Origin of the sequence: Micromonospora lupini str. Lupac 08 (genome assembly GCF_000297395.2) — a bacterium.
Classification (GTDB): Bacteria; Actinomycetota; Actinomycetes; order Mycobacteriales; family Micromonosporaceae; genus Micromonospora; species Micromonospora lupini.
On record NZ_HF570108.1, the window covers coordinates 168996 to 195949 of the forward strand.

Annotated in this window: 24 protein-coding genes and 1 pseudogene; 13 read left to right on the top strand and 12 right to left on the bottom strand. The window is 72.4% G+C overall.

Annotated features, from left to right (window positions below):
* Positions 1–10 precede the first annotated feature (10 nt).
* Both MILUP08_RS01975 and MILUP08_RS01980 read left to right on the top strand, forming a co-directional pair.
* The gene (locus MILUP08_RS01975) at positions 11–1162 is read left to right on the top strand and encodes a sensor histidine kinase (protein ID WP_007454289.1); all 1152 of its coding nucleotides are present in this window, start codon (positions 11–13) and stop codon (positions 1160–1162) included.
* Positions 1159–1800, top strand: coding sequence for a response regulator (locus MILUP08_RS01980; protein WP_007454290.1), 642 nt, complete (start codon positions 1159–1161; stop codon positions 1798–1800). The genes MILUP08_RS01975 and MILUP08_RS01980 overlap by 4 nt, the downstream gene beginning before the upstream one ends.
* Positions 1801–1811: 11 nt before the next feature.
* On the opposite strand, the gene MILUP08_RS01985 is transcribed toward MILUP08_RS01980, so the two are convergent.
* The 7 genes from MILUP08_RS01985 to MILUP08_RS02015 all read right to left on the bottom strand — a co-directional run bounded on the left by MILUP08_RS01985 (position 1812) and on the right by MILUP08_RS02015 (position 8952).
* Positions 1812–2432: a DedA family protein gene (locus tag MILUP08_RS01985; protein WP_007454291.1), complete on the bottom strand. Its 621-nt coding sequence runs from the start codon at positions 2430–2432 to the stop codon at positions 1812–1814.
* 64 nt (positions 2433–2496) lie between these two features.
* Positions 2497–3759, bottom strand: a complete 1263-nt coding sequence (locus MILUP08_RS01990) for an adenylosuccinate synthetase (protein ID WP_007454292.1) — start codon at positions 3757–3759, stop codon at positions 2497–2499.
* Positions 3756–4715 (bottom strand): hypothetical protein, encoded by a 960-nt coding sequence (locus MILUP08_RS01995; protein WP_007454293.1) that lies wholly within the window; start codon positions 4713–4715, stop codon positions 3756–3758. Before MILUP08_RS01995 ends, MILUP08_RS01990 begins: the two co-directional genes overlap by 4 nt.
* A 9-nt stretch (positions 4716–4724) precedes the next feature.
* Entirely contained in the window at positions 4725–5696 is a 972-nt protein-coding gene (locus tag MILUP08_RS02000) for a protein kinase family protein (RefSeq protein ID WP_007454294.1), read from the bottom strand.
* A complete protein-coding gene (locus MILUP08_RS02005) occupies positions 5693–6445 on the bottom strand; it encodes an NUDIX hydrolase (protein ID WP_007454296.1) in 753 nt (250 codons plus the stop codon). The genes MILUP08_RS02000 and MILUP08_RS02005 overlap by 4 nt, the downstream gene beginning before the upstream one ends.
* 80 nt (positions 6446–6525) lie before the next feature.
* Positions 6526–7392, bottom strand: coding sequence for a MaoC/PaaZ C-terminal domain-containing protein (locus MILUP08_RS36490; RefSeq protein ID WP_007454298.1), 867 nt, complete (start codon positions 7390–7392; stop codon positions 6526–6528).
* 213 nt (positions 7393–7605) lie between these two features.
* On the bottom strand, positions 7606–8952 hold the full coding sequence (locus tag MILUP08_RS02015; protein WP_007454299.1) for a 3-oxoacyl-ACP reductase: 1347 nt from the start codon (positions 8950–8952) through the stop codon (positions 7606–7608).
* A gap of 53 nt (positions 8953–9005) precedes the next feature.
* Here MILUP08_RS02015 and MILUP08_RS02020 point away from each other — a divergent pair, with 53 nt between their 5' ends.
* Both MILUP08_RS02020 and purB read left to right on the top strand, forming a co-directional pair.
* Positions 9006–10298 carry an acetyl-CoA C-acetyltransferase gene (locus tag MILUP08_RS02020; protein ID WP_007454301.1) on the top strand — a complete coding sequence of 431 codons (1293 nt, stop codon included), beginning with the start codon at positions 9006–9008 and terminating at the stop codon, positions 10296–10298.
* Between the two features lie 55 nt (positions 10299–10353).
* A complete protein-coding gene (purB, locus tag MILUP08_RS02025; protein WP_039905202.1) occupies positions 10354–11778 on the top strand; it encodes an adenylosuccinate lyase in 1425 nt (474 codons plus the stop codon).
* A 14-nt stretch (positions 11779–11792) separates the two neighbouring features.
* Here the strand turns inward: purB and MILUP08_RS02030 are convergent, their stop codons facing one another.
* Both MILUP08_RS02030 and MILUP08_RS02035 read right to left on the bottom strand, forming a co-directional pair.
* A complete protein-coding gene (locus tag MILUP08_RS02030; RefSeq protein ID WP_083915793.1) occupies positions 11793–12356 on the bottom strand; it encodes a YbjQ family protein in 564 nt (187 codons plus the stop codon).
* A gap of 23 nt (positions 12357–12379) precedes the next feature.
* Positions 12380–13063 (bottom strand): S1 family peptidase, encoded by a 684-nt coding sequence (locus tag MILUP08_RS02035; protein WP_007454307.1) that lies wholly within the window; start codon positions 13061–13063, stop codon positions 12380–12382.
* Between the two features lie 355 nt (positions 13064–13418).
* Between MILUP08_RS02035 and purS the strand changes: the two genes are divergently transcribed.
* The 4 genes from purS to MILUP08_RS02055 all read left to right on the top strand — a co-directional run bounded on the left by purS (position 13419) and on the right by MILUP08_RS02055 (position 17856).
* Positions 13419–13682, top strand: a complete 264-nt coding sequence (gene purS / locus MILUP08_RS02040) for a phosphoribosylformylglycinamidine synthase subunit PurS (protein WP_007454310.1) — start codon at positions 13419–13421, stop codon at positions 13680–13682.
* Positions 13679–14362 (top strand): phosphoribosylformylglycinamidine synthase subunit PurQ, encoded by a 684-nt coding sequence (gene purQ / locus MILUP08_RS02045; protein WP_007454312.1) that lies wholly within the window; start codon positions 13679–13681, stop codon positions 14360–14362. The genes purS and purQ overlap by 4 nt, the downstream gene beginning before the upstream one ends.
* Positions 14363–14429: 67 nt before the next feature.
* Positions 14430–17096 carry a phosphoribosylformylglycinamidine synthase subunit PurL gene (gene purL / locus MILUP08_RS02050; protein ID WP_007454314.1) on the top strand — a complete coding sequence of 889 codons (2667 nt, stop codon included), beginning with the start codon at positions 14430–14432 and terminating at the stop codon, positions 17094–17096.
* Between the two features lie 4 nt (positions 17097–17100).
* Positions 17101–17856, top strand: coding sequence for a 2-phosphosulfolactate phosphatase (locus MILUP08_RS02055; RefSeq protein WP_039907152.1), 756 nt, complete (start codon positions 17101–17103; stop codon positions 17854–17856).
* A gap of 259 nt (positions 17857–18115) precedes the next feature.
* Here MILUP08_RS02055 and MILUP08_RS02060 read toward each other — a convergent pair.
* Positions 18116–20060 (bottom strand): annotated as a pseudogene (locus MILUP08_RS02060) (carboxypeptidase-like regulatory domain-containing protein).
* Between the two features lie 254 nt (positions 20061–20314).
* Between MILUP08_RS02060 and MILUP08_RS02065 the strand changes: the two are divergent.
* The 5 genes from MILUP08_RS02065 to amcA all read left to right on the top strand — a co-directional run bounded on the left by MILUP08_RS02065 (position 20315) and on the right by amcA (position 25026).
* On the top strand, positions 20315–20668 hold the full coding sequence (locus MILUP08_RS02065) for a sterol carrier family protein (RefSeq protein ID WP_039905205.1): 354 nt from the start codon (positions 20315–20317) through the stop codon (positions 20666–20668).
* A gap of 168 nt (positions 20669–20836) precedes the next feature.
* On the top strand, positions 20837–22375 hold the full coding sequence (gene purF / locus MILUP08_RS02070; protein ID WP_007454321.1) for an amidophosphoribosyltransferase: 1539 nt from the start codon (positions 20837–20839) through the stop codon (positions 22373–22375).
* Positions 22376–22436: 61 nt separating this feature from the next.
* Positions 22437–23591, top strand: coding sequence for a phosphoribosylformylglycinamidine cyclo-ligase (purM, locus tag MILUP08_RS02075; protein ID WP_007454323.1), 1155 nt, complete (start codon positions 22437–22439; stop codon positions 23589–23591).
* Positions 23592–23717: 126 nt separating this feature from the next.
* A complete protein-coding gene (gene amcB / locus MILUP08_RS02080) occupies positions 23718–24821 on the top strand; it encodes a cyclophane-forming radical SAM peptide maturase AmcB (protein ID WP_144057061.1) in 1104 nt (367 codons plus the stop codon).
* Complete coding sequence (gene amcA / locus MILUP08_RS02085) at positions 24790–25026, top strand: multiple cyclophane-containing RiPP AmcA (protein WP_007454327.1); 237 nt, start codon at positions 24790–24792, stop codon at positions 25024–25026. Before amcB ends, amcA begins: the two co-directional genes overlap by 32 nt.
* Before the next feature lie 141 nt (positions 25027–25167).
* Here amcA and MILUP08_RS02090 read toward each other — a convergent pair whose 3' ends face one another.
* Both MILUP08_RS02090 and MILUP08_RS02095 read right to left on the bottom strand, forming a co-directional pair.
* The gene (locus MILUP08_RS02090; RefSeq protein WP_007454329.1) at positions 25168–25383 is read right to left on the bottom strand and encodes a DUF3073 domain-containing protein; all 216 of its coding nucleotides are present in this window, start codon (positions 25381–25383) and stop codon (positions 25168–25170) included.
* A 307-nt stretch (positions 25384–25690) separates the two neighbouring features.
* Positions 25691–26773, bottom strand: coding sequence for a Glu/Leu/Phe/Val family dehydrogenase (locus MILUP08_RS02095; protein ID WP_007454331.1), 1083 nt, complete (start codon positions 26771–26773; stop codon positions 25691–25693).
* Between the last annotated feature and the right edge of the window lie 181 nt (positions 26774–26954).

Sequence of the window (26954 nt, forward strand, 5' to 3'; positions counted from 1 at the left end):
GGCTCGGTGCGTGGTCTCCAGCGCCGTCGCGCTCCGGCGGATCGTCCAGCGGTACGCCCCGCCGCTGCTCGCCGTCGTCGTCGCCGTGGCCGTCTGGGCCAGCGCGACAGGTGACATCGGTGTCCCCTCGCCGCTGCCGGGCGCGGTCGTACTGCTGATCGCACTGGGTTCGGCGTGGGCCGCCGGCACGATCCGGACCCGTCGCTGGCCGTTGTTCCTGGCCGCGGCGGTCGGCTGGTTGGTGCTCGCCGCATCGGCCGCCGGGGTGCTGGCGTCGTACCAGGCGGGTCTGCGGTTGCGTGGTCGCCAACTCGCCGGCTACCTCGCCGGTGCGGCAGTGGCGCTGGCCGGCGGGGTGCTGGTCGGGCTGGCGGTGGGTGGCGTACGCCGGATCACCACCGCCACCTCCGGCAACGTGCTGCTGCTCGCCGCCTGTCTGGTCGGGCTGCCGTTGGTCTTCGGCCTCTGGGTGCGGGCCCGTCAGGACACGCTCGCCGCTCTCCGGGACCGCGCCGAGCGGCTGGAACGCGAGCAGGAGGCCCGCGCCGACCGGGCCCGCGCCGAGGAGCGGACCCGGATCGCCCGGGAGATGCACGACGTGGTGGCGCACCGGGTCTCGCTGATGGTGGTGCATGCCGGGGCGCTGGAGGTGACCGCCGTGGACCCGGGGACCGTCGAGGCCGCCGCGCTGATCCGGACGACCGGCCGGGAGGCGCTCACCGACCTGCGTGAGGTGCTGGGTGTGCTGCGGCAGGCCGGCCCGGCCGTCACGCCGGAGCGAGGGCTCGACGCGGTGGACGAGTTGATTGGGGAGTCCCGTGCCGCCGGGCTGCGGGTGACCCGGCAGGACGAGGGCGTGCCGGCGGCGCTACCCGCGACGCTGGGGCGTACCGCGTACCGGGTGGTTCGTGAGGCGCTGACCAACGCGCGCAAGCACGCGGCCGATGCCGAGACGACGGTCTGCCTGCGCTACCTGCCCGACGGACTGGAGGTGCTGGTCCGCAGCGGCCCGTCCGAGGGCGGGTCGACGCTGCCGGGTGCCGGGCAGGGGCTGCTCGGGCTGCGTGAGCGGGTGGAACTGCTCGGCGGCCGGTTGGAGGCGGCTCCGGTGGACGGCGGCTTCCTGGTCCGGGCCCTGATCCCCCTGGCGGGCGCGGCGTGATCCGGGTGGTGGTGGTGGACGACGAGCAACTGGTCCGCGCCGGGCTGCGGTTGATCCTGGAAGCGGCGGAGGACATCACTGTCGTCGGTGAGGCAGGCGACGGCGCCGGCGCGCTGGAGCAGGCCCAACGGTTACGCCCCGACGTGGTGCTGCTCGACGTGCGGATGCCGGGCATCGACGGGCTGACAGTCGCGCCCGAGGTGGTCGCCGCCGGCCCGAAGGTGATCATGTTGACCACCTTCGACCTCGACGAGTACGTGCACCGGGCTCTGCGGGCCGGCGCGGTCGGCTTCCTGCTCAAGGACACCCCGCCCCGCGAGCTGGCCGCCGCCGTCCGTACGGTGGCCGCCGGGAACGCCATGCTCGCCCCGACGGTGACCCGGCGCCTGATCAGCTCGTTCGCCGAGCGTGGTCCGGCCCGCCGGGACGCGGCGCGTGAGCGGTTGGCGTCGCTGACCGAGCGGGAGCTGGTGATCGTCCGGGAGGTGGCGCGCGGGCTCGGCAACGCGGAGATCGCCCGGCGGTTGACGATGAGCGAGGCCACCGTGAAGGCACACGTCAGCCGGGCGCTGGCGAAACTCCACGCGGGCAACCGGGTGCAGTTGGCCATCCTGGTACACGACGCCGACCTGCTGTGACGGGTGCGGGGTCAGTGGCGGGAGGAGGCGTGGCGGCGGGCCCTGCGGCGTAGCCACCGGATCCCCTCCAGCCCGAACGTGACGACCACCGAGATTCCCACCCCGACCAGCAGGCCCTTCACCGGGTCGCGTTCGAAAGCCAGCCCGCCGAAGTAGCCGAGCAGTCCGCAGTACAGCGCCCAGGTGCCCGCGCCGATGCTGTCGTACAGCAGGAATGACCGGCGGGGATAGCGCACCGCGCCCATGGTGAGGGTGACGGCGGTCCGCCCGCCCGGCACGTACCGGCTGGTGGTCAGGATGATTCCGCCGCGCCGGTCCACGGCCCGGCGGGCCCACTCGGAGCTGGCCCGCCGACGGCTGCCGTCGGGGAGGCGGGCCAGTCGGCGGGCGCCCCCGCCCCGCCCGATGGCGTACGAGACGTGGTCGCCGATCAGCGCGCCGGTGGCGGCGGTCACGATCACCAGGGTCAGGCTGGGGTGCCCCCCGCTCGCCGAGAGCACCCCCGCGGTGATCACCGCAGCCTCGCCCGGCACCGCGGGGAAGAATGCGTCGACCGCGGTGAGCCCGAAGATCACCAGATAGACCCACGGCGACGTGACCGTCCCACGGAGGAGGTCGAGCAGGGCGTCCATGCCCCCATGCTTGCCGGGCGCGACCTACCCGGTGGGCGAGTCGCCGGATCACGGCCCCGAGTTGTCAGTCGGCGTCCACCAGGGCGGGTGGGGCGAGCAGCGGACCGCACGGGGTCTTGTCGTCGGCGGTGGGGCCGTGTGAGGTCAGCACCATCGGGGTGTCCAGCTCCGTGCCGACGGCCTCGGCCCAGTCGCGCGGCGGGTCGTCGTAGAGCGGGCGGGAGCGCAGCAGGCGCGCGGTGAGCGCGGCCTGTCGGTCCAGGTCGCCGGGTGGGCCTGGGGTGAGGCGGTCGGTGGTGTCGTAGCGGCGGCAGATCCGCAGGTCGGGGCCGGCGAGGTCGAGGTGGGTAAGCGCCAGGCCGTCGACGCCGCCGGCCGCGGCGACTGCGTACCGGTGGGCGACCGCGTCGAAGTGGCCGAACCGGAACCGGCCCTGCCATGGGTTCGTCGGGTTGTGCGGGTCGGCGAGCGGCAACGCCGGGTCCTCGGTCACCAGCGGGCCGGCGCCGTGTCGGGTGGTGACGATCCGCAGCACCCCGATCCGGGTCGCTTCGCCAGGCTGGCCCGCCTCGGCGAGCAGCCTGTCGACGTTGGCGAACGTGGTGGTGCTCCACGTCGTGTACGGGTGGAAGCCGTGCCACTCGTCGAGCAGCACCCCCTGCGCGCCCTCGAACACGCAGGTCCCGGCGCGCAGCGCCCCGGCCAGCCAGGTCCCGTCGACGATGGCGACCCGCCCGGCGAACCCGGTGAACGCGGGCAGGCAGTCCTCGACCGGTGGTGCGTCCAGCGGGCCCACCTCGGCGGTCAGCCGGTCCCGCAGGGTGGTCAGCCGGCGGCGCAGCAGCGCTGGGCTGCGACAGTCGGCGACCCGGGGCGCGTCGTCGGGGTGGGCGAGGCCGTACGAGACGGCCTCGCCCACCCCCAGCCCGCAGGAGCCGTGCCGGTCGGCTCCCCGGGCGATCTCCCGGGCCCGGTTGGCGGCCCGGTGGTACGGGGTGGCGAGCAGCGCGTCGGAGTCGACGGTGAGTCGGTCGAGCGCGTCGGGCACCCCGACCGTGGCGAGATGGTCGGCCTCGGCGGCCAGGGCCAGCGGGTCCACCACCACGTGCCGGGACAGGTGCGTACCGACACCGGGATGGAACGTGCCCGCGCCGAACTGCGCGAACGTGTGGTGCCGCCCGTCGCGCAGCACGACGTTGTGTGCCGCCTGCGCGCCCCCGTTGAAGCGGACCACCGTGTGCACCCGGCGGGTGGCGCAGAGCCAGTCCACCACCGTGCCCTTGCCGGCGTCGCCGTAGCCGAGGTCGACCACCGCCACGTGCCTCACAGCCGCGTCACCCCGCCGGTGGTGTCGCGGAACGCCGGCAGCGTCGACACCTCGGCCCGTCGTCCCCGGCCGAGGCGGGCCAGGGCCTTCGACACGGTGCCGGTGGCGTTGGAACCCGTGTGGTCCAGGTGGCGCAGGCCCTCGTCCAGGTCGATGGCCTGCTCGCCGAGGCCGATGGTGAGCGCGATGGTCTCGCAGACGGCGTCCAGGTCGTCGAGCACGACCGCGTTCTGCCCGAGGAGGTCCCGCCAGAAGTCCAGCACCGTGGCGTTGCCGGCGTAGTGGCTGCCGGCCGGGAGCAGATAGTAGGTGTCCCAGCGGCGGGTCACCTCGTCGACGACCTGCCGCAGCGGCACGTCCTCGCCCAGGTCGTCGCCGATCAGGCCGGCCACCTCGCGGGCCTTCACCTGCGGGTACGCCAACTCGTCGCCGATGATGAACAGGTAACCGCGCCGGCCGCGCTTCTCCCAGTTGTCGGTGACGGTGTGCCGGGCCATGAAGTACAGGGCCAGCTCGTACGACTCGCTCATCTGCCCGCCGCCACCTCCCTCCAGCACGATCCGGCCGAGGTCGTCGTCCATCCGGTTGTCCGACTCGAACTGGCCTACCTGCAACGGCACCCGGTCGCAGGTGGCGTCGCCGATCGCGCCGAACATGATCTGCGGGTCGCTGGCGTAGCCCTGCCGTTGCAGCAGCCCGAGAAGCTGCGGCAGCTTGGTCTGCAGTGCGCGCGGCACCCTGCGCATCGAGCCGGTCACGTCGAAGAGCACCGCGATGGGTGTCGACTGCGGGTGCTCGTCGGAGTCGCGGCTCTCGCGACTCGCGTCGCGGGGGTCGAGCGCGGGGTGCACGGTGCGTGCTCCGCTGTCGCTGTAGGAGAACGCGCTGCGGCCGGTGGAGCGCCGGTAGCGGTCGGCGGCGTCGTACACGTCGGTGGACCAGATTCCACTGCCCATGACAGCTCCTTAGGGGGTGAGGGTGAAGGGTCGGAAGGTGCGTGGCCCGTAGAGCCGGTCCAGCACCTGGTCGAGTTCGCGCAGCAGCTGCCAGGCGTCGTTCGGCCGGGCATCCAGGGATCGCTGCCGGCAGCCCCGCGCGAAGGCGTGCAGCTCGCGGGGTGCGCGCGGCCCCATCAGCCAGCTCATGCACCGGCTGGCCATCGCGATGTCGGTCCCCGGTCCGGCGGGCCGCTTCCTGGTGACCTCCTCCGGGTACCAGTCCTCCTGGCCGGGCACCAGCGCCGGGACCGTGCTGCCGACGGCCGCGGAGAAGCACCAGTCGACGAGCACCACGCCGTGGGCGTCCGGCTCGATCAGCACGTGCCGCGGCAGGACCGCGCCGTGCACCAGGCCCGCACGGTGGGCCAGGCCGAGCACCACCAACAGCCGCCGCCACATCCAGGCCACGTCCCGGGCGTCCAACCCGTCGGGGTACGCGCGCCGCACCTCGTCCAGGTCGTGAAGGCCGGGTGCGGTGGCGAGCACGGTGATCCGCCGCTCGGCGCCCGAGGCGGCGTCGCGGTGCGGGAACTCGTCGACGAGCCGGGGCACGTACGGCAGGTAGCGCGGGTCGCCGCGCTCGGCGATGGTGTGCAGCGCGTGTGCCTCGCGGGCCATCAGGTCGTTGTCGGTGGGCCGTCGGGGGAGCTTGAGCAGCCGGTCGGCACCGACGTCGTAGAGGTCGGCCAGGTCACCCGAGTGGGCCGGTGTGCCGAGGCGGTAGTCGCCGAGGACGGTGACCCGCCGGGCCTGCCACCGGGTGGTGACGTGAACGAACGCGTCGAGGGCTTCGGCGCGTACCGCCGGGTCGGCCGGCAGTCGGTCGGGGTGCAGGGCCGCGACCAGCTCGCGGTAGCGGCGGGCCGGCTGGTCCGCGCCGAACAGGTCGGTGTCGGTGCGGGCCGCCGCGACCAGGCCGATGGCCTCGGCCGCCCTCATCGCACCGTCTCCTCGCGGGCGGGGCGCAGCAGCGCCGGGTGCAGCAGCCGGGCGTCGCCGGCCCGGTAGAGCCGGGCACGCGGGCCGCCGCGGGCGCCACCGCGCTCGGTGCTGGCGCCCGTGCTCTCCACGAAGCCCGGGACGGAGAGCACCTTGCGGTGGAAGTTGCCGGCGTGCAGCGGGTGCCCCCAGACCGTCTCGTAGACGGCGCGCAGCTCGCTGATGGTGAACTCGGGGGCCAGGAAGCGCGTGGCGAGCGGGGTGTACTCCAGCTTGGACCGGGCCCGCTCCAACGCGTCGTCGATGATCCGGCCATGGTCGAAGGCGAGCTGCCGGCTGGTCAGCGCGGTCACCGGCAACCAGATCGCCTCGTCGGCGTCGGTGCCGGCGGCCGGATCGGGCAGGTCGGGTGCGAACGCGAGGTGGGCGATCGAGACGACACGCATCCGCGGGTCACGGTCGGGAGCGCCATAGCTGCCCAACTGCTCCAGGTGTACGCGCCGCAGTCCCTCCCCGCCGAGCCCGGTCTCCTCGGCCAGCTCCCGTCGGGCGCCGGCGGTCAGGTCCTCGTCGGGGCGGACGAACCCACCGGGCAGCGCCCAGTGCCCCGCGAAGGGTGCCTCGCCGCGCCGGATCAGCAGCAGGTGCAGCGCGTCGTCGCGGATCGTCAGGGCCACCACGTCGACTGTCACGGCGACCGACGGGTAGTCCCGCGGGTCGTACGCGGCCAGGAACTCCTGCTCGTTCATCGTGTCACTCTCATTCTGAGAACATCTCGCTGTGAGAACAACTTAACGCATGCGAGCGCCCCTGCCAAGAGGGGCGCTCGTCAGCGCAGGAGACCCGCCAGGTGGGGTCGGCCGCGCGAGTCGTGCAGGGCGAACCCGCCGTCCGGCAGGAGCGTGAAGTTGACAGTGCTCGGCAGCGGCACGGGCAGCTTGAACGCCACCTCGACGGTGCAGGCGTCCGGCAGCCGGGTCTCCAGGGCCGCGAGGCAGCGCGCCTTGCTCCACATGCCGTGCGCGATCGGCCGGCGGAAGCCGAACAGTCGCGCTCCGAGCCGGGAGGTGTGGATCGGGTTGTGGTCCCCGGACACCCGCGCGTACTCCGTGCCGACGCGGGGTTCCACCCGCCAGCGGGCCGTGGCGGCCGGCGCCTCGGGACGTTCGCCCCGGTCGCGCCCCGCACCGGCCTTGCGTTCCCGACCCAGGTACGTCGAGACGCCGCGCCACACCTCCTCCCCGTCGACCGAGCCGACAAGCACCACGTCCACCTGCCGCCCCCGGTCGTGTGGACGCAGGTTCTCCGCGTACGTCGTGAAGTCGAGGGTCTCGTCGGCGGTGATCGGGCGGCGCGTGGTGATCCGGTTGCCGACGTGCACCACGCCGGTCAGCGGGATGGGAAAGCCCGGCGCGGTCATCAGCCGCAGGGTCAGCGGAAAGCCCAGGACGTGCGGGAACGTCGCGGGCAGCCGGTCGGTGAGCCGGAACCCGCAGACCCGGTCGTAGTCGGCCAGGTGCGCCCGGTCGATCCGCACCCCGGCCACGGTGAACTCGACAGCCGGCAGGTCGGCCCCGCGCCGCCCACCGAGCCCGGGCAGCGCGCCGAGCGCGGCCCGCCGGTACAGCGCGCCGGGCGCGGGCAGTCCGGGGCAGCTCGACGCGCGTCCGGCCGCCAGCGCCGGCCGGACCGTCACCGCCGGCCGGACCGTCGCCGCCGAGGTCAGTTGTCACCTCGGCCGCCGACGCGGTCAGGTCGTGGGTGCGCTCGACGCTCAGGTCGGCGCTGTCGGCTTGCGGCCGGCGGATCGCGTCCAGCGTCTCCCGCGACAGGATCTCGGTGGGGCCCTCGATCAGGTCGTGGACCGAGAGGTCGTCCGGCTCCCTCGCGGGTTCTCTCCTCCTGGCCATCACGCCCCCAGCAGACTCTGGCCGCAGACCCGGACGACGTTGCCGCTTACCGCGCCGCTTGCCGGCCAAGCCAGCCAGCCGATCGTCTCGGCCACGTCCTCCGGCAGGCCGCCCTGCGCCAGGCTGTTCATCCGCCGGCCCGCCTCGCGGACGACAAGCGGGATGCGCGCGGTCATCCGGGTCTCGATGAAGCCCGGGGCCACCGCGTTGACGCTGATGTTCCGGTCGCGCAGGGCCGGGGCGAGCGAGTCGACAAGACCGATCACGCCGGCCTTGCTTGTGGCGTAGTTGGTCTGCCCCCGGTTTCCGGCGATCCCGGCGATCGAGGAGACGCCGATGATCCGCCCGCCGGCCGGAATCAGCTCCCGCTCCAGCAGCACGTCGTTGATCCGCTCCTGACTGGACAGGTTGACGTCGATGACCTGGTCCCACCGGTCGGCGTCCATCCGGCCGAGCGTCTTGTCCCGGGTGATGCCGGCGTTGTGCACCACCACGTCGACCCGGCCGTGTCGGCTGGCCAGGTGGTCGGCGAGCCGGGTCGGCGCGTCCGGCGCGGTCAGGTCGAGCTGGACGGCCGTACCGCCGATGTCGTTCGCCACCGCGGCGAGGGCGTCCCCGGCCGCCGGGACGTCCAGGGCCACCACCTGCGCGCCGTCGCGGGCGAGAACCCGGGCGAGGGCCGCTCCGATGCCCCGGGCGGCCCCGGTGACCAGCACGACCTGCCCGTCCAGCGGGCGGTCCCAGTCGGCCGGGGCGCTCGCCGCGCCGACGCCGACCCGGATGACCTGCCCCGAGACGTACGCGGACCGGCCGGACAGCAGAAACCGGAGGGCCGATTCCAGGCTGGTGTCGTTGGCGTCGCCAGTTACCTGGACGAGTTGCGCGGTGGTGCCCCGACCGAACTCCTTGCCGATGCTGCGGACCAGCCCTTCCAGGGCGCGCTGCGCGGTCGCCTCGCGCGGCGCCGGGCACTCGCTCGGCGGAGTGCCGAGCACGATCACCCGACCGCTGGGCAGCAACGCCCGGGCCTGCGGGTGGAAGAAGTCGTAGAGCTGGCGCAGCTGGGTCGAGTCGGTGATGCCGGTGGCGTCGTACACCAGGGCGCCGAAGCGGTCCTGCGGTGCGGCCGTGCCGGTGTCGCGCAGCTCGACCCCGGCGGCGGTCAGGATCGCGGTGACCGGCTCGGCGAGCCGGCCGCCGACGGCCGCACCGAGCAGGGCCGGCCCGGTCAGCAGCGGATCGCCGGGGTGGTGTCGGCGCAGTCGCGGCGGGTCGGGCAGCCCGAGGCGCTTGACCAGCGCGCGGCCGGCGGCCGATTGGACGAAGCTCGCGTACCTGTCGGTCATGGGCGTAGCCTACTGGCGAGTAGGGTTCGAGCAACACTTAGAGGAGGCGGATCGTGCAGAGCATCCGGCGGGTCGCGGTCATCGGGGGCAACCGCATCCCCTTCGCCCGTTCCAACTCCCGCTACGCGGACGCGTCGAACGCGGATCTGCTCGGCGCGGCGCTGGACGGTCTGATCGCCCGCTACGGGTTGGCCGGGCAACGCGTCGGCGAGGTGGTGGCCGGCGCGGTGCTCAAGCACTCCCGCGACTTCAACCTCACCCGTGAGGTGGTGCTCGGCTCCCGGCTCGACCCGCACACCCCCGCGTACGACATCCAGCAGGCCTGCGGCACCGGTCTGGAGGCGGCCATCCTGGTCGCCAACAAGATCGCCCTCGGCCAGCTCGACGTCGGCATCGCCGGCGGTGTCGACACCACCTCCGACGCCCCGCTCGCGGTCAACGAGGAGATGCGGCGCACGCTGCTCAAACTCAACTCGGCCCGGACGCTCGGCCAGCGGATGAAGATCGCCGCGAAGCTGCGCCCGCTCCAGCCGTTCAAGCCGGAGATCCCGCGCAACGCCGAACCGCGTACCGGGCTGTCCATGGGCGACCACGCCGCCCGGACCGCGCTGCGCTGGCAGATCGACAGGCGCGCGCAGGACGAGCTGGCGCTGCGCTCGCACCAGCGGCTCGCCGCCGCGTACGAGCGGGGCTTCTTCGACGACCTGATGACGCCGTACCTGGGGCTCACCCGCGACCAGAACCTGCGCCCGGACAGCAGCCTGGAGAAGCTCGGTTCGCTCAAGCCGGTCTTCGGCACCCGCGGCCCGGACGCCGAGCAGGCCACCATGACCGCCGGCAACTCGTCGCCCCTCACCGACGGCGCGTCCACCGTGCTGCTGGCCAGCGAGGAGTGGGCCGCCGCGCACCACCTGCCGGTGCTGGCCTGGTTCAGCTGGTCGGAGACGGCGGCGGTGGACTTCGTGCACGGCGACGAGGGGCTGCTGATGGCCCCCGCGTACGCGGTGCCGCGGATGCTGGCCCGCGCCGGGCTGACGTTGCAGGACTTCGACTACTACGAGATCCACGAGGCGTTCGCCTCGCAGGTGCTGGCCACCCTCGCCGCCTGGGAGTCGCCGGAGTTCTGCAAGGACCGGCTCGGCCTGGACGCGCCGTTGGGCGCGATCGACACCGACCGGCTCAACGTCAACGGCTCGTCGCTGGCCGCCGGGCACCCGTTCGCCGCCACCGGCGGCCGGATCGTGGCGACGCTGGCCAAGCTGCTGGCCTCCAAGGGCGGCGGACGCGGGCTGATCTCCATCTGCGCGGCAGGCGGCCAGGGCGTGACGGCGATCCTGGAACGCTGAGCGCCGGCGCGGCCCGGTCCGGGTGCTGGTCAGCACGTGCGGGACAATGAGGCACGTGACGACGATCCCCAACGTGCTCGCCAACCGGTACGCCTCACCCGAGTTGGTCGCCCTCTGGTCGCCCGAGGAGAAGGTCCGGATGGAGCGGCGGCTCTGGCTCGCCGTGCTCCGCGCGCAGCGTGACCTCGGCGTGGCCGTCCCGGACGGCGTGGTCGAGGCGTACGAGCGGGTGCTCGACCAGGTCGACCTCGCCTCGATCGCCGAGCGGGAGCGGGTCACCCGGCACGACGTCAAGGCCCGCATCGAGGAGTTCAGCGCGCTCGCCGGGCACGAGCACGTGCACAAGGGGATGACCTCCCGGGATCTCACCGAGAACGTCGAGCAGCTCCAGGTGCGCGCCTCGCTGGAGCTGATCCGGGACCGGGTGGTGGCCACGCTGGCCCGGTTGGCGTGGCTCGCGTACGAACACTCCGAGCTGGTCATGACCGGTCGCTCGCACAACGTGGCCGCGCAGGCCACCACGCTGGGCAAGCGCTTCGCGTCGGCGGCGGAGGAGCTGCTGATCGCGTACGAGCGGCTGGAGGACCTGATCGCCCGCTACCCGCTGCGCGGCATCAAGGGGCCGGTCGGCACGGCCGCCGACCAGCTCGACCTCTTCGACGGCGACGCCGACAAGGTGGCCGAGCTGGAGCGGCGGGTCGCCGAGCACCTGGGCTTCGCGCGGGTGCTGGACAGCGTCGGGCAGGTCTACCCGCGCTCGTTGGACTTCGACGTGCTGTCGGCGTTGGCGCAGACCGCCGCCGCGCCGTCGTCGCTTGCCACCACGATCCGGCTGATGGTCGGTCAGGAGCTGGTGACCGAGGGCTTCAAGCCGGGTCAGGTCGGCTCCAGCGCGATGCCGCACAAGATGAACACCCGCTCGTCGGAGCGGGTGAACGGCTTCGCGGTGATCATTCGTGGTTACCTGTCGATGGTCGGTGAGCTGGCCGGTGACCAGTGGAACGAGGGGGACGTGTCCTGCTCGGTGGTCCGGCGGGTGGCTCTGCCGGACGCGTTCTTCGCCGCCGACGGGCTGTTCCAGACCTTCCTGACCGTGCTCGACGAGTTCGGCGCGTACCCGGCGGTGATCAACCGGGAGCTGGAGCGGTTCCTGCCCTTCCTGGCCACCACCAAGATCCTGGTGGCGGCCGTCCGGCGCGGCGTCGGCCGGGAGGTCGCCCACGAGGTGATCAAGGAGCACGCGGTCGCCGTGGCGCTGGCCATGCGCGAGAAGGGCGCCCCGGAGAACGACCTGTTCGACCGCCTCGCCGCCGATGGTCGCCTCGGCCTGTCCCGCGCCGACATCGACACCCTGGTCGCCGACCGCAGCGCCTTCGTCGGCGCGGCGAAGACCCAGGTGGAAGCGCTGAGCCGCCGCATCACCAAGGTGGTCGAAACCCACCCGGAAGCGGCAACCTACAGCCCACCGCCCATCCTGTGACGCCCGCGCGGGCGCTACTCGCCGGTCGGGGTTTCTGCTGCTGTTCTCAGGTTGGGGGCGCTCGCGGGTTCGGCGATGCCGCCGAGAGACTCCGCGAAGGCCGGTTCGGTGGCGGTCTCCGCCGCCACCGCCGGCTGGTCGGGCGGCATGACCTCGGGCATCTTGGGTACGGCGACGACCGCCGTGCCGTAGGCGCAGATCTCCATCCACATCTCGCCGCAGTCCCGGCTGTCGAAGCGCATGCCGATCACGGCGTTCGCGCCGAGGCGTAGGGCCTCCTCGCCGAGGCGGGTCACCGAGTCGGTACGCCACCGGGTCAGGTTGTCCGGCGCCATCGGGTCGTACGCGCCACCGCGCAGGTTCTTGACCCCCTCGCGGTACGGGTTGCGCGTCCTGGCCATCGATGACACCACCTCACCGAGAATCTGGCGGATCTCGTAGCCGGGCAGTTGCTCTGTCGTCACGACCAGCACGGTTCCGATGCTGTCAGGAGTTGCGCGACCCGATCGTGTGCAGTGTTCACCTGATCGGATGCTGCAAAACGACGCGGCGCGGACGGCCGGCACGCCGCCGACCATCCGCGCCGCGCGGGCGCTAACCGTCAGACACCGGCCACCGAGGTGATCCAGGCCCGGTTGTACGCGACGCTGCCGTAGTTCTGGATGCTCTGCCCGTCGGCAGTGGAGGCCACGCCGACCTGCTGGCCGTTGTAGAACTGCGGCCCGCCCGAGTCACCGCGCCAGGCGTTGCCGCTGATCCGGCTGCTGCGGATCGCCTGCCCGCCGTACGCGTCGGTGACGTTGGTGCTGGTCACCTGGACGGTGGCGGTCTTGAGCTGGCTGGACGCGGAGCAGCCGCTGTAGCAGGTCATGCCCCACCCGTAGATCGAGTTGGTCGATCCGACGGGCGGGTTGCTGCTGGCCAGGGACACCGCCGAGGTGCTGACCGTGCTGGAGAGCCGCATGAGGGCCAGGTCGTTACGGGTGTAGGTGGCGCTGACGCTGCGGGTGACCCCGCCCGAGGCGCGGTAGACGCTGCCGACCCGGACGGACATCGTGCCGCTGATGCAGTGCCGGGCGGTGAGGACCCACTGCGCGGCGATCACGCTGCCGGAGCAGGTGAACGAGCCGTTGCTCAGCACCGCGGCGGCCCAGGGGGCGGACGAGACGGTGCTGCCGCCGATGATGGGCTGGGGACCGGCCGGGGCGGCGGACGCGCCGGAGGCGGCGCCGAGGGCGCCGACCAGCGCGGTGCTGATCAGGGCGAGCAGGGGACGAACGCGCATCGGTGGACTCCTTGGACGGGGCGGGCCCGGGGTCGCCGGGTGCCCGGGGACGGCGGTGGGAGGTCCCCGCCGCCGCTGGCATCGAGATATGTCGATGTACTGTAGGGCCGACGGGCATCGTTTTCAAGAAAGTCATCGAGATCAACCAATGTAACGATTCGGCTACCCGGCGCGCCGTATATGCCCTGCTGGGGCCGCCTGTCCCGCCCCGCCGACCGCCCCCGCCGACCGTTATGTGGATCACTGCCTGGACTGCGCCCGGCCGGTGCGTCCGCGACGGTATCTGCCAGGTACGCTGGCTGCGCTCGCCCGTTGTGGGTCGGCACCCAACTGCGTACACAGTCAGGAGTGCCCAGTGCCTCGCGTCGTCGTCGACGTCATGCTCAAGCCCGAGATCCTCGATCCGCAGGGCCAGGCCGTCGCAAACGCGCTGCCCCGGCTCGGCGTCAGCGACGTCGCCTCAGTGCGGATCGGCCGGCGCATCGAGATCGACTTCACCGGTGAACCGGACCTGGACCGGGCCCGGGAGATCGCCGACAAGTTGCTCGCCAACCCGGTCATCGAGGACTTCACCGTCCGCCTGGTCGAGACCGACGAGACCGCGGACGCCCGCTCGTGACCGCCCGGGTCGGTGTGGTCACCTTCCCCGGCTCGCTCGACGACGGGGATGCGGCCCGCGCCGTCCGGATCGCCGGCGCCGAGCCGGTCCGGCTCTGGCACGGTGACCCGGATCTGCACGGTGTGGACGCGGTCGTGCTTCCCGGCGGCTTCTCCTACGGTGACTACCTGCGCTGCGGCGCCATCGCCCGGTTCGCCCCGGTGATGGAGACGCTCGTGGACGCCGCCCGGGGTGGGCTGCCGGTGCTCGGCATCTGCAACGGCTTCCAGATCCTCTGCGAGGCGCACCTGCTGCCCGGCGCGCTCACCCGCAACCAGCACCTGCACTTCCGCAACCGCGACCAGGCCCTGCGCGTCGAGTCGGCCGGCACCGCCTGGACCAACGCGTTCCAGCCCGGCCAGGAGATCCTCATCCCGGTGAAGAACGGCGAGGGCTGCTACGTCGCCGACACCGCGACGCTGGACCAGCTCGAAGCCGAGGGCCGGGTCGTCGCGCGCTACGTCGGCGGCAACCCCAACGGGTCGCTGCGCGACATCGCGGCCATCACGAACTCCGCCGGCAACGTTGTCGGCATCATGCCGCACCCCGAGCACGCGGTGGAGGCGCTCACCGGCCCATCGCTGGACGGCCTCGGCTTCTTCACCTCCGTCCTCAAGCACCTGGTGGGGACGCCGGCGTGACCGGCGGGGCGATCATCGGTCAGCTCAACCGCCGGTCGGGCGGGCACGAGCGCAGCGAGGAGAGGTCATGACCACCCATCCGGACCCGGTACGGGACACACCGGAGGCGTACTCCGCCCCGGCGCAGCCGACCGAGCCGCTGGCGCAGCCCACCGCCCCGGCAGCCGCTCCGGCCCAGCCGGCGACCGCCGACTGGACCGACGGCGTGGACACCGTGCCGCGCGCCGGTGGCACCCCGGGCGAGTTGCAGCCGTACACCGAGCTGGGTCTGCGCGACGACGAGTACGACCGGATCCGGCAGATCCTCGGCCGTCGACCCACCCAGTCCGAGCTCGCGATGTACTCGATCATGTGGAGCGAGCACTGCTCCTACAAGTCGAGCAAGGTGCACCTGCGCCAGTTCGGTGAGAAGGCCCCGCACAGCGACCGGATGCTCGCCGGCATCGGCGAGAACGCCGGCGTGGTGCAGGTCTCCGACGAGCTGGCGGTGACCTTCAAGGTCGAGTCGCACAACCACCCGAGCTTCGTCGAGCCGTACCAGGGCGCGGCGACAGGCGTCGGCGGCATCGTCCGGGACATCCTGGCCATGGGCGCCCGCCCGGTCGCGGTGATGGACCCGCTGCGCTTCGGTGCCGCGGACCACCCGGACACCGCCCGGGTGCTCACCGGCATCGTCGCCGGCGTGGGCGGCTACGGCAACTGCCTGGGCCTGCCCAACATCGGTGGCGAGCTGGTCTTCGACCCCTCCTACCAGGGCAACCCGCTGCTCAACGCGCTCTGCCTGGGCGTGCTGCCGGTCAGCCGGCTGCAGAACAAGGCCGCTGCCGGCCCGGGCAACGTCGTCGTGCTGATGGGCGCCAAGACCGGCCGGGACGGCATCGGTGGCGTCTCGGTGCTGGCCAGCGCCACCTTCGACGAGGGCAGCGAGGCGCGCCGCCCCGCCGTGCAGGTCGGTGACCCGTTCACCGAGAAGCTGCTGATCGAGGCGTGCCTCGAGCTGTACGACGGGCAACTGGTCGTCGGCATCCAGGACCTCGGTGGCGCCGGTCTGACCTGCGCGCTCACCGAGACCGCCGCTGCTGCTGGCACGGGCATGCGGGTCTGGCTGGAGCGGGTGCCGCTGCGTGAGCCCTCGATGGACCCGCACGAGATCCTGGCCAGCGAGTCGCAGGAGCGGATGCTGCTGGTCGTCGAGCCGGAGAAGCTCGACGCGGTGCTCAAGACCTGCGAGAAGTGGGGCGTCCTCGCCACCGCGATCGGTGAGGTCACCGCGCCGGAGCCGGACGGCCGCCCCGGTCGACTGCTGATCACCTGGCAGGACCACCTGGTCGTCGACGTGCCGCCGGGCTCGCTCGTCGACGACGGCCCGGTCTACGCCCGGCCGATGCGCGAGCCGGCCGACCTGATCCTGCTCCAGGCCGACCGGGCCGAGACGCTGCCCCGCCCGGCCGACCCGGACGCGCTGCGGGAGACCGTGCTGCGCATGATCGCGTCGCCCAACCTGGCCGACAAGACCTGGGTCACCGAGCAGTACGACCGCTACGTGCTCGGCAACACAGTGCTCGCGCAGCCGGAGGACGGCGGCGTGATCCGGATCGACGAGCGGACCGGTCTCGGCGTGGCGCTGTCGTTGGACGGCAACGGCCGGTACGCCCGACTGGACCCGTACAACGGCACCAAGCTGGCCCTGGCCGAGGCGTACCGGAACGTGGCGGTGACCGGCGCGAAGCCGATCGCCGTGACCAACTGCCTCAACTTCGGCTCGCCGGAGGACCCGGGAGTCATGTGGCAGTTCGCCGAGGCCGTGCGCGGCCTGGCGGACGGCTGCCTGGAGCTGGGCATCCCGGTCACCGGCGGCAACGTCAGCTTCTACAACCAGACCGGCGCGGCGGCCATCCACCCGACCCCGGTGGTCGGCGTGCTGGGTGTGCTGGACAACGTCGCCGACCGGGTGCCGATGGGCTTCGTCCCGCGCCCCGGTGGCGACCACGACCAGCTCTACCTGCTCGGCGAGACGAACGTGGAGCTGTCCGGCTCGGAGTGGGCCTGGGTGACCCACGAGCACCTCGGCGGGATCCCGCCGCAGGTCGACCTGCTCCGCGAGAAGGCGCTCGCCGAGCTGCTTGCCGAGGCGGCCCGGGTGGGTCACCTCAGTTCGGCACACGACCTCTCCGACGGTGGCCTGGCCCAGAGCCTTGTCGAGTCCTGCCTGCGGCGTGGTGTCGGCGCCCGGATCGCCGTGCCGGAGCAGTTCGCCGGCGGTTCGATGCCGTTCGTCTACCTGTTCAGCGAGTCCGCCACGCGGGCGCTGGTGTCGGTGCCACGTGGCCACGACAAGGCGTTCGCCGCGCTCTGCGCCGAGCGGGGTGTGCCGTTCGAGCTGATCGGCGTCACCGACCCGACGGGCGGCGCGCTGGAGGTGCACGGCCAGTTCCGGATCGGTCTGGACGAGCTGCGGGCCGCGCACACCGAGACGCTTCCGCGTCTCTTCGGCGGCACCGCCGCCGTGGAGGTGCCCGCGCCGGCCGCCGGCGTGGCGGGCGCGGTCGAGGGTGTGCCGCTGCCGGGTGCCCCGGCCGAGCCGGTGGACGCGTCGGAGGTGCTCTCCGAGCCGATCGCCTCGTCCGGGCCGTCCCCGCAGACCGGAGCCGTCGACCCGGTCGGGTCGGAGCAGCCGGGTGAGTCGTCCGAGTCTGACCCCGGTGCCGCCGAGCCGTCGCCTGACGAGCGCTGAGGCGTTGGCGGCGGCCGTCCACGGCCAGCCCGGGTCGGGTGCCCGGTTCGACTGGGGCCTGACCGGGGCGGCCGAGCTCGGCCGGGTCTGCGCGGCGCTGGTGGTGGTGGACGTGCTCTCGTTCACCACCGCCGTGGAGGTGGCGGTCGCCCGGGGCATGCGGGTGCACCCGTTCCCGTGGGGTGAGCAGGCCGCCGAGTACGCGGTGCGGGTCGGCGCGGTCGCGGCCGTGGGCCGTCGCCGGGTGACGGCCGACCATCCGTGGTCGCTGTCGCCCGCCGCGCTGAGCGCCGCGCCCGTCGTGGCGGACCTGGTGCTGCCCTCACCGAACGGCTCCGCGATCAGCGCGGCCGCCAGCGCCACCGGGCTGCCGGTGGTCGCGGCGTGCCTGCGCAACTCGCGCGCCGTCGGGCGATGGCTGCGCCGCCAGGGGTACGGCACGACGGACGCCCCCATCGGCGTCATCGCCTCGGGTGAGCGGTGGCCGGACGGGTCGCTACGACCCTCGGTCGAGGACCAGCTCGGCGCGGCGAGCGTGCTGGACGCCCTGTCCGGTGTACCGGGTGGCCTCTCCGTGGAGGCGGCCATGGCGCTCGCCGCGCTGGCAAGCACTCCGGACGTCCCCGCCGCCGTGCGCGGCAGCGTGTCCGGTCGGGAGTTGACCGAGAGTGGCTTCGGCGCCGACGTCGACATCGCGGTCCGGGTGGGCGTGTCGGACGTCGTTCCGGTCCTCCACCAGGGCGTGTTCTCCGCCTCCTGACCGTCGCGGGTCGCCGGCCCGCTCGCGCCGCGCCCACATCCGCGTCCTGCCACGGCCGTCCGGCCGTCGGGTGGCACGTGCTGGCGTGATCAACTCGGGTTCCGGGAAGTCGGTGTGTCGAGGTGCGGCGGACAGCCCGCCTTCCAGGAAGGCGAGTCGATCACGCCGCAGGACCCGGCGACAAGCGCCGCAACGGCAAACGGCCGCCCGGATCTCCGGGCGGCCGTTTCGTCGTGGCGCTGTGCTGTGGTGGTGCTTGTCAGTCGTCAAGCCAGTCGAGGCGTCGGCCGCCTCGCTCGGTGGGCGGCGGGGTTTCCGGTCGGGCCCGGCCACCCTGCTGCTGGCCGTAACCGGCCTGGTCGTAGCCGCGGTCGTCGTAGCCGCCGCGTTGCTGCGGGGGCTCCTGGCCGTAGCCGCCCTGGTCGTACCCGCCGCTCTGCTGCTGGCCGTAGCCGCCCTGGTCGTAGCCGCGGTCGTCGTAGCCGCCGCGTTGCTGCGGGGGCTCCTGGCCGTAGCCGCCCTAGTCGTACCCGCCGCTCTGCTGCTGGCCGTAGCCACCCTGGTCGTACGCCCCGGTCTGCTGGCCGTAGCCGCCGGCCGGCTCCGCCGCGCGACCGCCGCCGTACGGGGCCGTCGGATCGGGCTGGCCGTAGCCCGGAGACTGCTGTTCGGGCTGGTAGACGCCCGTGGCGTACGGGTCGGCCGGAGCCGGGTACTGGGTGCTGTCGCCGGTGTACCGGCCGGTCGGCTCGTCGAAGCGCTCGCCGTAGCCGGCCCCACCAGCGGGAGCGGGCGGGTAGCCCGCGCCACCGGCCGGGGCGGTGTAGTCACGGCTGCCGTAGCCGCCACCGGAGGAGGGTGCGCTGCCGTAGCCGCCGGCCGCAGCACCGCCGTAGCCCGCGCCCGAGCCGGGTGCGGCGCCGTAGGCGTCTCCCGCCGGGCCGGCGCCGTAGCCGCCGTCCGGGGTTGCCGCCGTGCCGTAGCCGCCGCCCGAGGAGGGCGCGTTGCCGTAGCCACCGGCGCCGTAGCCGCCCGGGGCGGGCTCGTCGCCGTACGCCGGCGCCGCCCCAACCCTGCTGGCCCGCCGCGCCGTAGGGCTGTGCTGGCGCTCCGTACGGGTCCGGCGGGACGTCGTCGACCACCGGGCGGTGCATCATCGTCGGCGCCTCGCTCAGCGCCGCGCCGCCGACCATGGTCGGGTCGGGACCGCCACCGGGGCGGTTGACCACCCGGGTCGGGTCGTCGACACCGTGGAAGGCACCCCGGGCCGCCGGCACAGCGCCAGCCGCCCCGGCCGCGCCAGCCGCCGCCGGCTCGTCATCGTCGTCGCCGCTCTCGCGGCGCTTCATCCAGAGCAGCACGATCGTGCCGACGCCTGCCGCGACGAGCAGGCCGCCGAGCAGGATGATCAGGTACGACCCGATGCCGCCGCCGTCATCCTCCTTGGAGGCGTTCGCCGCGGCGCCCGGGCTGGCCTCCTCGGAGGGCTGATCCTCGGCGCCCTCCTCGGTCGCTTCCTCGGTGGGGGTGGCCTCGGCGCTGGCGGACGGCGTGGCGCTGGGCGTCACCTCGACCTTGATCTCCAGGCTGATCCGCTGACCGGTGACCGACTGCCCGGCGCTCGCGTTGAAGCTCTTGACCGCGTTGATGTTGTCGAAGCTGGCACCGACGGTGAGCCGGCCCGGAGTGATCGGCTTGTCGGTCGTGCCGGTGATCCGGAAGTTGCCGCTACCGTCGCTGATCGTGTCGTAGCGGTGGCCGGCGTCGTCCTGGAGGATCACGATGGCGTTCGGCACCGCGGTGCCGTCGGCCTTCTTGACCACCTTGCCGGAGACCGACTTCACGGTCTGCGTCTGGGGCGGCGTCGGCGGGGCCGCGGCCTTGCCCTTCACGGTCAGCGAGACAGTCGCGGTGTCCGGGCCCGAAGCGGCCTCGACCGCCACCGTGATGGACGCGGTCGCGTCGCCGGCGTTGTCGTTGGCGGCGATCCGGACCAGCACCGACCCCTTCGGGCCGCCCAGGCCGCCGCCGGAGAGTTTGACATCGCCACAGCCACTGGCGCAGCTGACGCCGGACGGCAGCCCGGAGAGGCTGACCTTCGCCGACTCGTCGTTGTCACCGCCGGTGATGCGCACGGTGATCGTGGCATCGCTGCCGGCGTTCACGGTGACCGAGCCGGGGGAGACGTCGACGTCTGCGGCCATTGCTGGTGTGGCGGGGACGGCGAGCAGAGCGCCGGCAACCAGCGCTACGACCACACCGGCCCGCTGCTTCCAGGCACGTCGGTGTGTTGACACGTCCACCGCCTTCCGGGCTGACTTCCCTTCGACCGGCGGGGCGCCGGGCCGGGGATCATCACGGTACGAATACGCCGTCGGCCACTATGCCTTGTCTGACTGGATCGGCGCGACCCAGGGCCAGCGTCGGGTGCTTCACCTGTGCGTCGTATCGTCCCGTCGTGTCCTCTCCGCACAGTAAGTCCGTCGCCGTAGCCGCGGCTCTGTCGGCGCTTGACGAGGGGCGTACACCCGAACGGCCGGTACTCCGGGAGGCGGTCCGGACCTTGTTGGCCGTCCTCGCGGAGCGCGCCCCCGGCCGATCGGTGGAGGTGCGCGTCCCACCATACGGTGCGATCCAGTGCGTTCCCGGTCCTCGACACACCAGGGGAAATCCGCCGAACGTCGTCGAGATGTCCCCGCAGACCTGGTTGGAGTTGGCCACCGGGCGGATCGGGTGGGTCGAGGCGGTCACCGACGGTCGCGTGCAGATGAGCGGCGTTCGGGCGGACCTCTCGGCGTTTCTGCCCCTCTAGCTGCCCGGATGTCCGGCCGGTCGTGACTCTCGGCACGGAAATCGTGACTATCTGTATTGACGTTGACTCGCGTACACTGTCAGGCGACGACAGTGGTCCCGGCCGAGGAGTGTGGATCCGCACCGTGATCCCCGCCAGGCCGGTCCAGACCAGCATGAGGGAGCGGTAGTGCCCCGAGGCGACGGCCGGCTGAGCCACGACCTTGACCCCCAACGACCCGGCCCGCAGGACGCCTGTGGCGTCTTCGGTGTCTGGGCCCCCGGTGAAGAGGTCGCCAATCTGACCTACTTCGGCCTCTATGCCCTGCAGCACCGCGGGCAGGAGGCCGCGGGCATCGCGGTGAGCGATGGCTCGGGCGTGGTGGTCTACAAGGATCTCGGCCTGGTGGCCCAGGTCTTCGACGAGCCCACCCTGGCCAGCCTGCGCGGCCACCTGGCGATCGGGCACGCCCGATACTCCACGACCGGCGCCTCGAACTGGGAGAACGCCCAGCCGACCATCCGGTCGACCAGTTCCGGCACCACCATCGCGCTGGCCCACAACGGCAACCTGGTCAACACCGCCGAGCTGGAGAAGGAGGTCGCCGAGCGCGGCCTCGTCGCGGACGGCTCGACGAACGACACGTCGCTGGTGACCATGCTGCTGGCCAGCCGTCCGGATCTGTCGGTCGAGGCGGCCGCGCTCGAGGTGCTGCCGCAGCTGCGCGGGGCCTTCAGCTTCGTCTTCATGGACGAGTCGACGCTGTACGCGGCCCGCGACGCGCACGGCGTACGCCCGCTGGTGCTCGGCCGGCTGGAGCGTGGCTGGGTGGTGGCGAGCGAGACCGCCGCGCTGGACATCGTCGGCGCGAGCGTGGTGCGTGAGGTCGAGCCCGGTGAGCTGATCGCGATCGACGAGGAGGGGCTGCGCTCCACCCGGTTCGCCGCGCCGGAGCCGAAGGGCTGCCTCTTCGAGTACGTCTACATCGCCCGCCCGGACGCGACAATCGCCGGGCGCAACGTGCACGCGGCGCGGGTGCAGATCGGCCGGCAGTTGGCCAAGGAGCACCCGGTGGAGGCCGATCTGGTCATCCCGGTGCCCGAGTCCGGTACGCCTGCCGCGATCGGTTACGCGGAGGCTTCCGGCATCACCTACGGCGCGGGCCTGATGAAGAACCCGTACGTGGGCCGCACCTTCATCCAGCCGTCGCAGACCCTGCGCCAGCTGGGCATCCGCCTCAAACTCAACCCTCTGCGGCAGAACGTCCGCGGCAAGCGGCTGGTGGTCGTGGACGACTCGATCGTGCGCGGCAACACGCAGCGGGCCATCGTGCGGATGCTGCGCGAGGCGGGGGCGCTTGAGGTGCACGTCCGGATCTCCTCCCCGCCGGTCAGCTGGCCGTGTTTCTACGGCATCGACTTCGCCACTCGGGCGGAGCTGCTGGCCAACGGGCTGGACAACGACGGCATCCGGCGTTCCATCGGCGCCGACACGCTGGGTTACGTCTCGCTTCCTGGCCTGATCGCCGCGACCGAGCAGCCGAAGACCCGGCTGTGTCGGGCGTGTTTCGATGGTGAGTACCCGATCGAGCTGCCGGCCGGCAACCTGATCGGCAAGCACGTCCTCGAAGGGACGGGCCGCCGGGTCGCCAACGCGACGCCGGAAGCCCCGGACAGCTTCGGCCCGCTCGTCGCCACTCCTGGTGGCGTGACCGCAAACCGCCCGTAGCACCAACCGGCGCGGCCCGGCCACCGCCGGCGCGGCACCGAGAACCACAAAGGGGAGAACCGTGACGCACGTGTCCGAGCGCAACGGCGCAGGAAGCAGCCCGACCGGCGCCGGCGGCGACCACCAGCCGTGGACGGCCGGCGCTGGCCGGCAGGCCCGTAAACGCTCGGTCTCGTACGCCGACGCCGGGGTCTCCATCGACGCGGGCGACCGCGCGGTGGAGCTGCTCAAGTCGAAGGTGCGCCAGACCCGCCGCCCCGAGGTGCTGGGTGACCTCGGCGGCTTCGCCGGCCTGTTCCGGCTGGACACGAAGAAGTACAAGAGCCCGATCCTGGCGTCCTCCACCGACGGTGTGGGCACCAAGCTGGTGATCGCCCAGCAGATGGACATCCACGACACGGTCGGCATCGACCTGGTCGCGATGGTCGTCGACGACCTGGTGGCCTGTGGCGCCGAGCCGCTGTTCCTGCTCGACTACATCGCCACCGGCGAGGTCGTTCCGGACAAGGTGGCCGAGATCGGCGCGGGCATCGCCGACGGCTGCCGGTACGCGGGTTGCGCGCTGCTGGGCGGGGAGACCGCCGAGCACCCCGGTGTGCTGCGCCCGGACGAGTACGACATCTCCGCGACCGGTGTCGGAGTGGTCGAGGAAGCCGACATCCTCAGCCCGGACCGGGTCGAGGTGGGTGACGTCGTCATCGCGATGCGCTCCTCCGGCCTGCACTCCAACGGCTACTCGCTGGTCCGGCACGTCCTGCTCGGCGCTGCCCGGATGCGTCTGGACATCGTGATCGACGACTTCGGGCGGCAGCGGACCCTGGGCGAGGAGCTGCTCACCCCGACCAAGATCTACGCCAAGGACTGCCTCAAGCTGATCGCCGAGGCCGAGGTGCGGGCGCTGTCCCACATCACCGGCGGCGGCATCCCCGGCAACCTGGTGCGGGTGCTGCCGGAGCACGTCGACGCCGTGGTCAACCGGTCCACCTGGAAGCCGCAGCCGATCTTCGACCTGATCCAGTCGAAGGGCCGGATCGACGACCACGACATGGAGTCGACCTTCAACATGGGTGTCGGCATGTTCGCGATCGTCTCGGCCGAGGACGCCGACCGGGCCCTGGCGACGCTTACCGGCCGTGGGGTCGAGGCGTGGCAGGCCGGCGAGATCATCGAGGGCACCGGCAACGTGCAGATGGTGGGTCAGCACACGCGCGGATGATCACGTTGCGGTGATCGTACGGGCACCTGATGAGGGCTTCACCCGAGTGGCCAGTGCCGCCTAGCCTGAAGGGCTCGGGCTGGGCGGAGGAGGGTGATGGCTGCTGGGGAGACGTCGTTCAGCGGGATGCGTGGCCTGGCCGCGGTCCCGTCGTACGTCGTCATGCAGCCGACGACCCTCTGCAATCTCGACTGCGCCTACTGCTACCTGCCGTTTCGGGCCGCTGACCGGCGGATGTCGGTGCCGGTGGCCGAGGCGGTGGCGGCGGCGGTCAACCCGTGGGCGGCGGCCGGTCGCTTCTCCGTCGTGTGGCACGGCGGCGAGCCGCTGGCCGCCGGTCGGGAGCACCTGGCCGACCTGATCGCGCCCTTCGGGCCCGAGGTCGAGCACCACGTGCAGACGAACGCGACGCTCATCGACGACGAGTGGTGCGACTTCTTCGCCCGGCACGAGGTGCGGGTGAGCGTGAGCGTGGACGGGCCGGCCGAACGCAACGGCGACCGGGTCAACCGTGGTGGTCAGCCGGCGTACGACCGGATCCTGCGCGGTGTGGCGGCGCTGCGCCGGCACGGGCTGCCCTTCTCCGCGCTGGCCGTGGTGTCCCGGCCGGCGCCGGGGCTCGCCGCCGAGCTGTACGACTACTTCCTCGGGCTGGGCTGCGACGTGCTGGGCATCAACATCGAGGAGACTGAGGGGGTCAACACCCGCGACAACAGCCATGACCCGGCGGCGGTGACGGCGTTCTGGGCGGAGTTGGTGTCGGCCTGGCGTAAGGAGCCCCGGATCCACCTGCGCGAGGTCGAGTGGTCACTGCGGTACGCGGCGGCGGTGCTCGACGGCGCTGCGGACGGCGTGTTGCCCCGTCGGCTGGACCCGATCCCGACGATCGGGCACGACGGCTCGGTGACCGTGCTCTCTCCGGAGCTGGCCGGCTTCACCTCCCCGCACTACGGCGACTTCAGCAGCGGGAACGTGCTGGCCACCCCACTGGCCCGGATCCTGGCGGACGCGGCGTCGACGCCCTGGGTGGGCGAGTTCCTCACGGGCGTGGAGGCGTGTCGGGCGTCGTGCCCGTACTTCGGCTTCTGTGGCGGCGGTCATGCCGCCAACCGTTACTTCGAGCTGGGGCGTTTTGACGGTACGGAGACCGAGCACTGCCGCAACAGCAAGATCCGCCTATTGGAGGGAGTGTTGGAGCATGCCCGAGACCACCAGTCACCGGCGGCCTGAGCGCGAAGCGGACGACGCCCCGGACGGAGTCACCGAGCGGGTGCGGGAGGCCGCCCCCGGGCTCGTAGCGCTGCTTCAGGAGGCCGAGGACGCGCGGAGGCTGCGGGCGGAGGTGTCGGGCGGAGACGGCGTCAGCGCGGTCTGCGCCTGGAACCACTTCGAGAACATCCCGACCTTCTACAACTGGAACAACCGCCCGCGCTGAGGTCGACCGTGATCAGGGGCCTGTCGACCGGTCGGAGTGACCTCCGGTCAGGGCAGGCCCCTGATGATCGGCACCGATCTCGCTCCCGATGGGCACATGCGTGAGCACGCGGGCGTCACCGCGTGCTCAGCTGTCGAGAGGTCAGCGGGTCGGTCGGACCCAGGGATCCGGGTCGTCGTCCGCGTGATTCTCATCATCGTCGTCGACGAACTCTTTTGAGTCGTCGTCGAAGTGGTGCTCAGACTTACCAGCACCCGCCAGTTCGCGCTGCAAGGCGGTGAGGTCGGTGTTCGGGGAGTGGTACTTCAACTCCCGGGCCACCTTCGTCTGCTTGGCCTTAGCACGGCCGCGCCCCATGGCTCGACCCCCTCGCACAGAATGCGGGGCAGCCCGAAGGCGGGCCCCGATGACGTCAGGCATCTCTCGTGGCTCTTACGGTACATGGGGATGCCATCGTTCGGCACCTCGGGTTACCGTCGGCCGGCTCTGCGCGTCGCGGCGATCCGGCCGTCACCCAGTGTACCTGGTAAGGAGCGGAACGATGAGCACCCGTGACACCGGACAAAACATGCCAAACTTGACCCGGCCTCAGCTTACCGAGATCGAGCGGCGCGGGAGGCCCGGAGGCGGATCCCGGTCGATCCGCCTCCGCCTCCTCAGGTGATCAGCGCAGGTGGATCGTGCGCAGGCGACCGACCTCGGCCATCCGACGCTCGGCCAGCCGGTCCGCGGCCACCGCCGGCGGCACGCCCTCGGCGTCAGCCAGGTGCAGGATCTCGCGGGTCGTGTCGTAGATCCGGGTGGCCCGCAGCTTCGCCCGCTCGAAGTTGAAGCCCTCGATCTCGTCTGCCACCTGGATCACGCCGCCGGCGTTGACCACGTAGTCCGGGGTGTAGAGGATGCCCCGGTCGGCCAGCAGCTTCTCGATGCCCGGGTGCGCGAGCTGGTTGTTCGCCGCTCCGGTCACCACCTTCGCGCGCAGCGCCGGCACCGAGTCGTCGTTCAGCGCGCCGCCCAGCGCGCACGGGGCGTACACGTCGATGTCCGCCGCGACAAGCGCGGTGGCGTCGTCGACCAGGGTTACCTGCGGGTGGTTCGCGCGTACCCAGGCCAGGGCCTTCGGGTTGACGTCGGTGGCGACCACCTCGGCGCCGTCCTCCAGCAGGTGCCCGGTCAGGTACTTGCCGACCTTGCCGAGGCCCGCCACGCCTACGCGCCGGCCGCGCAGGCTCGGCGCGCCCCAGACGTGCTCGGCGGCGGCCCGCATCCCCTGAAAGACGCCCCACGCGGTAAGGATCGAGGAGTCTCCGGCGCCGCCGTGCTCCACGCTGCGGCCGGTCACGTACCGGGTCTCGCGGGCGATGATGTCCATGTCGGCCACGTAGGTGCCGACGTCGCAGGCGGTGTAGTAGCGGCCGGCAAGCGACTCCACGAAGCGGCCGTACGCGCGCAGCAGCGCCTCGCTCTTGATCTGCTCCGGGTCGCCCCAGATGACGGCCTTGCCGCCGCCCAGGTCCAGCCCGGCGAGAGCGTTCTTGTACGCCATTCCGCGGGACAGATCGAGCACGTCGGCGAGCGCGTCGTCCTCGCTGTCGTACGGGTAGAAGCGGGTGCCGCCGAGCGCGGGCCCCAGCGCGGTGGAGTAGATCCCGATGATCGCCTTCAGGCCGCTCTGCTTGTCCTGGCAGAAGACGACCTGTTCGTGACCTGTCGATCCCGGATCGTCGGTGCTCGCGAATACGCCCATGACTGGCTCCTGAGTGGTGTGCGTTCCTTGTGGGACGCGGACCTGGTGGACCCCGGCGGGGATGCTGCCGGTGCGGTCGAGCCTAGTATCGGCCGCCGTACGACCGCCCGACGTGCCGCCGCCGTCCCACGTTGCGGCGCGCATGGTCCGGCCGCTGGGCGCGTACGAGAGCGGTTCGTGG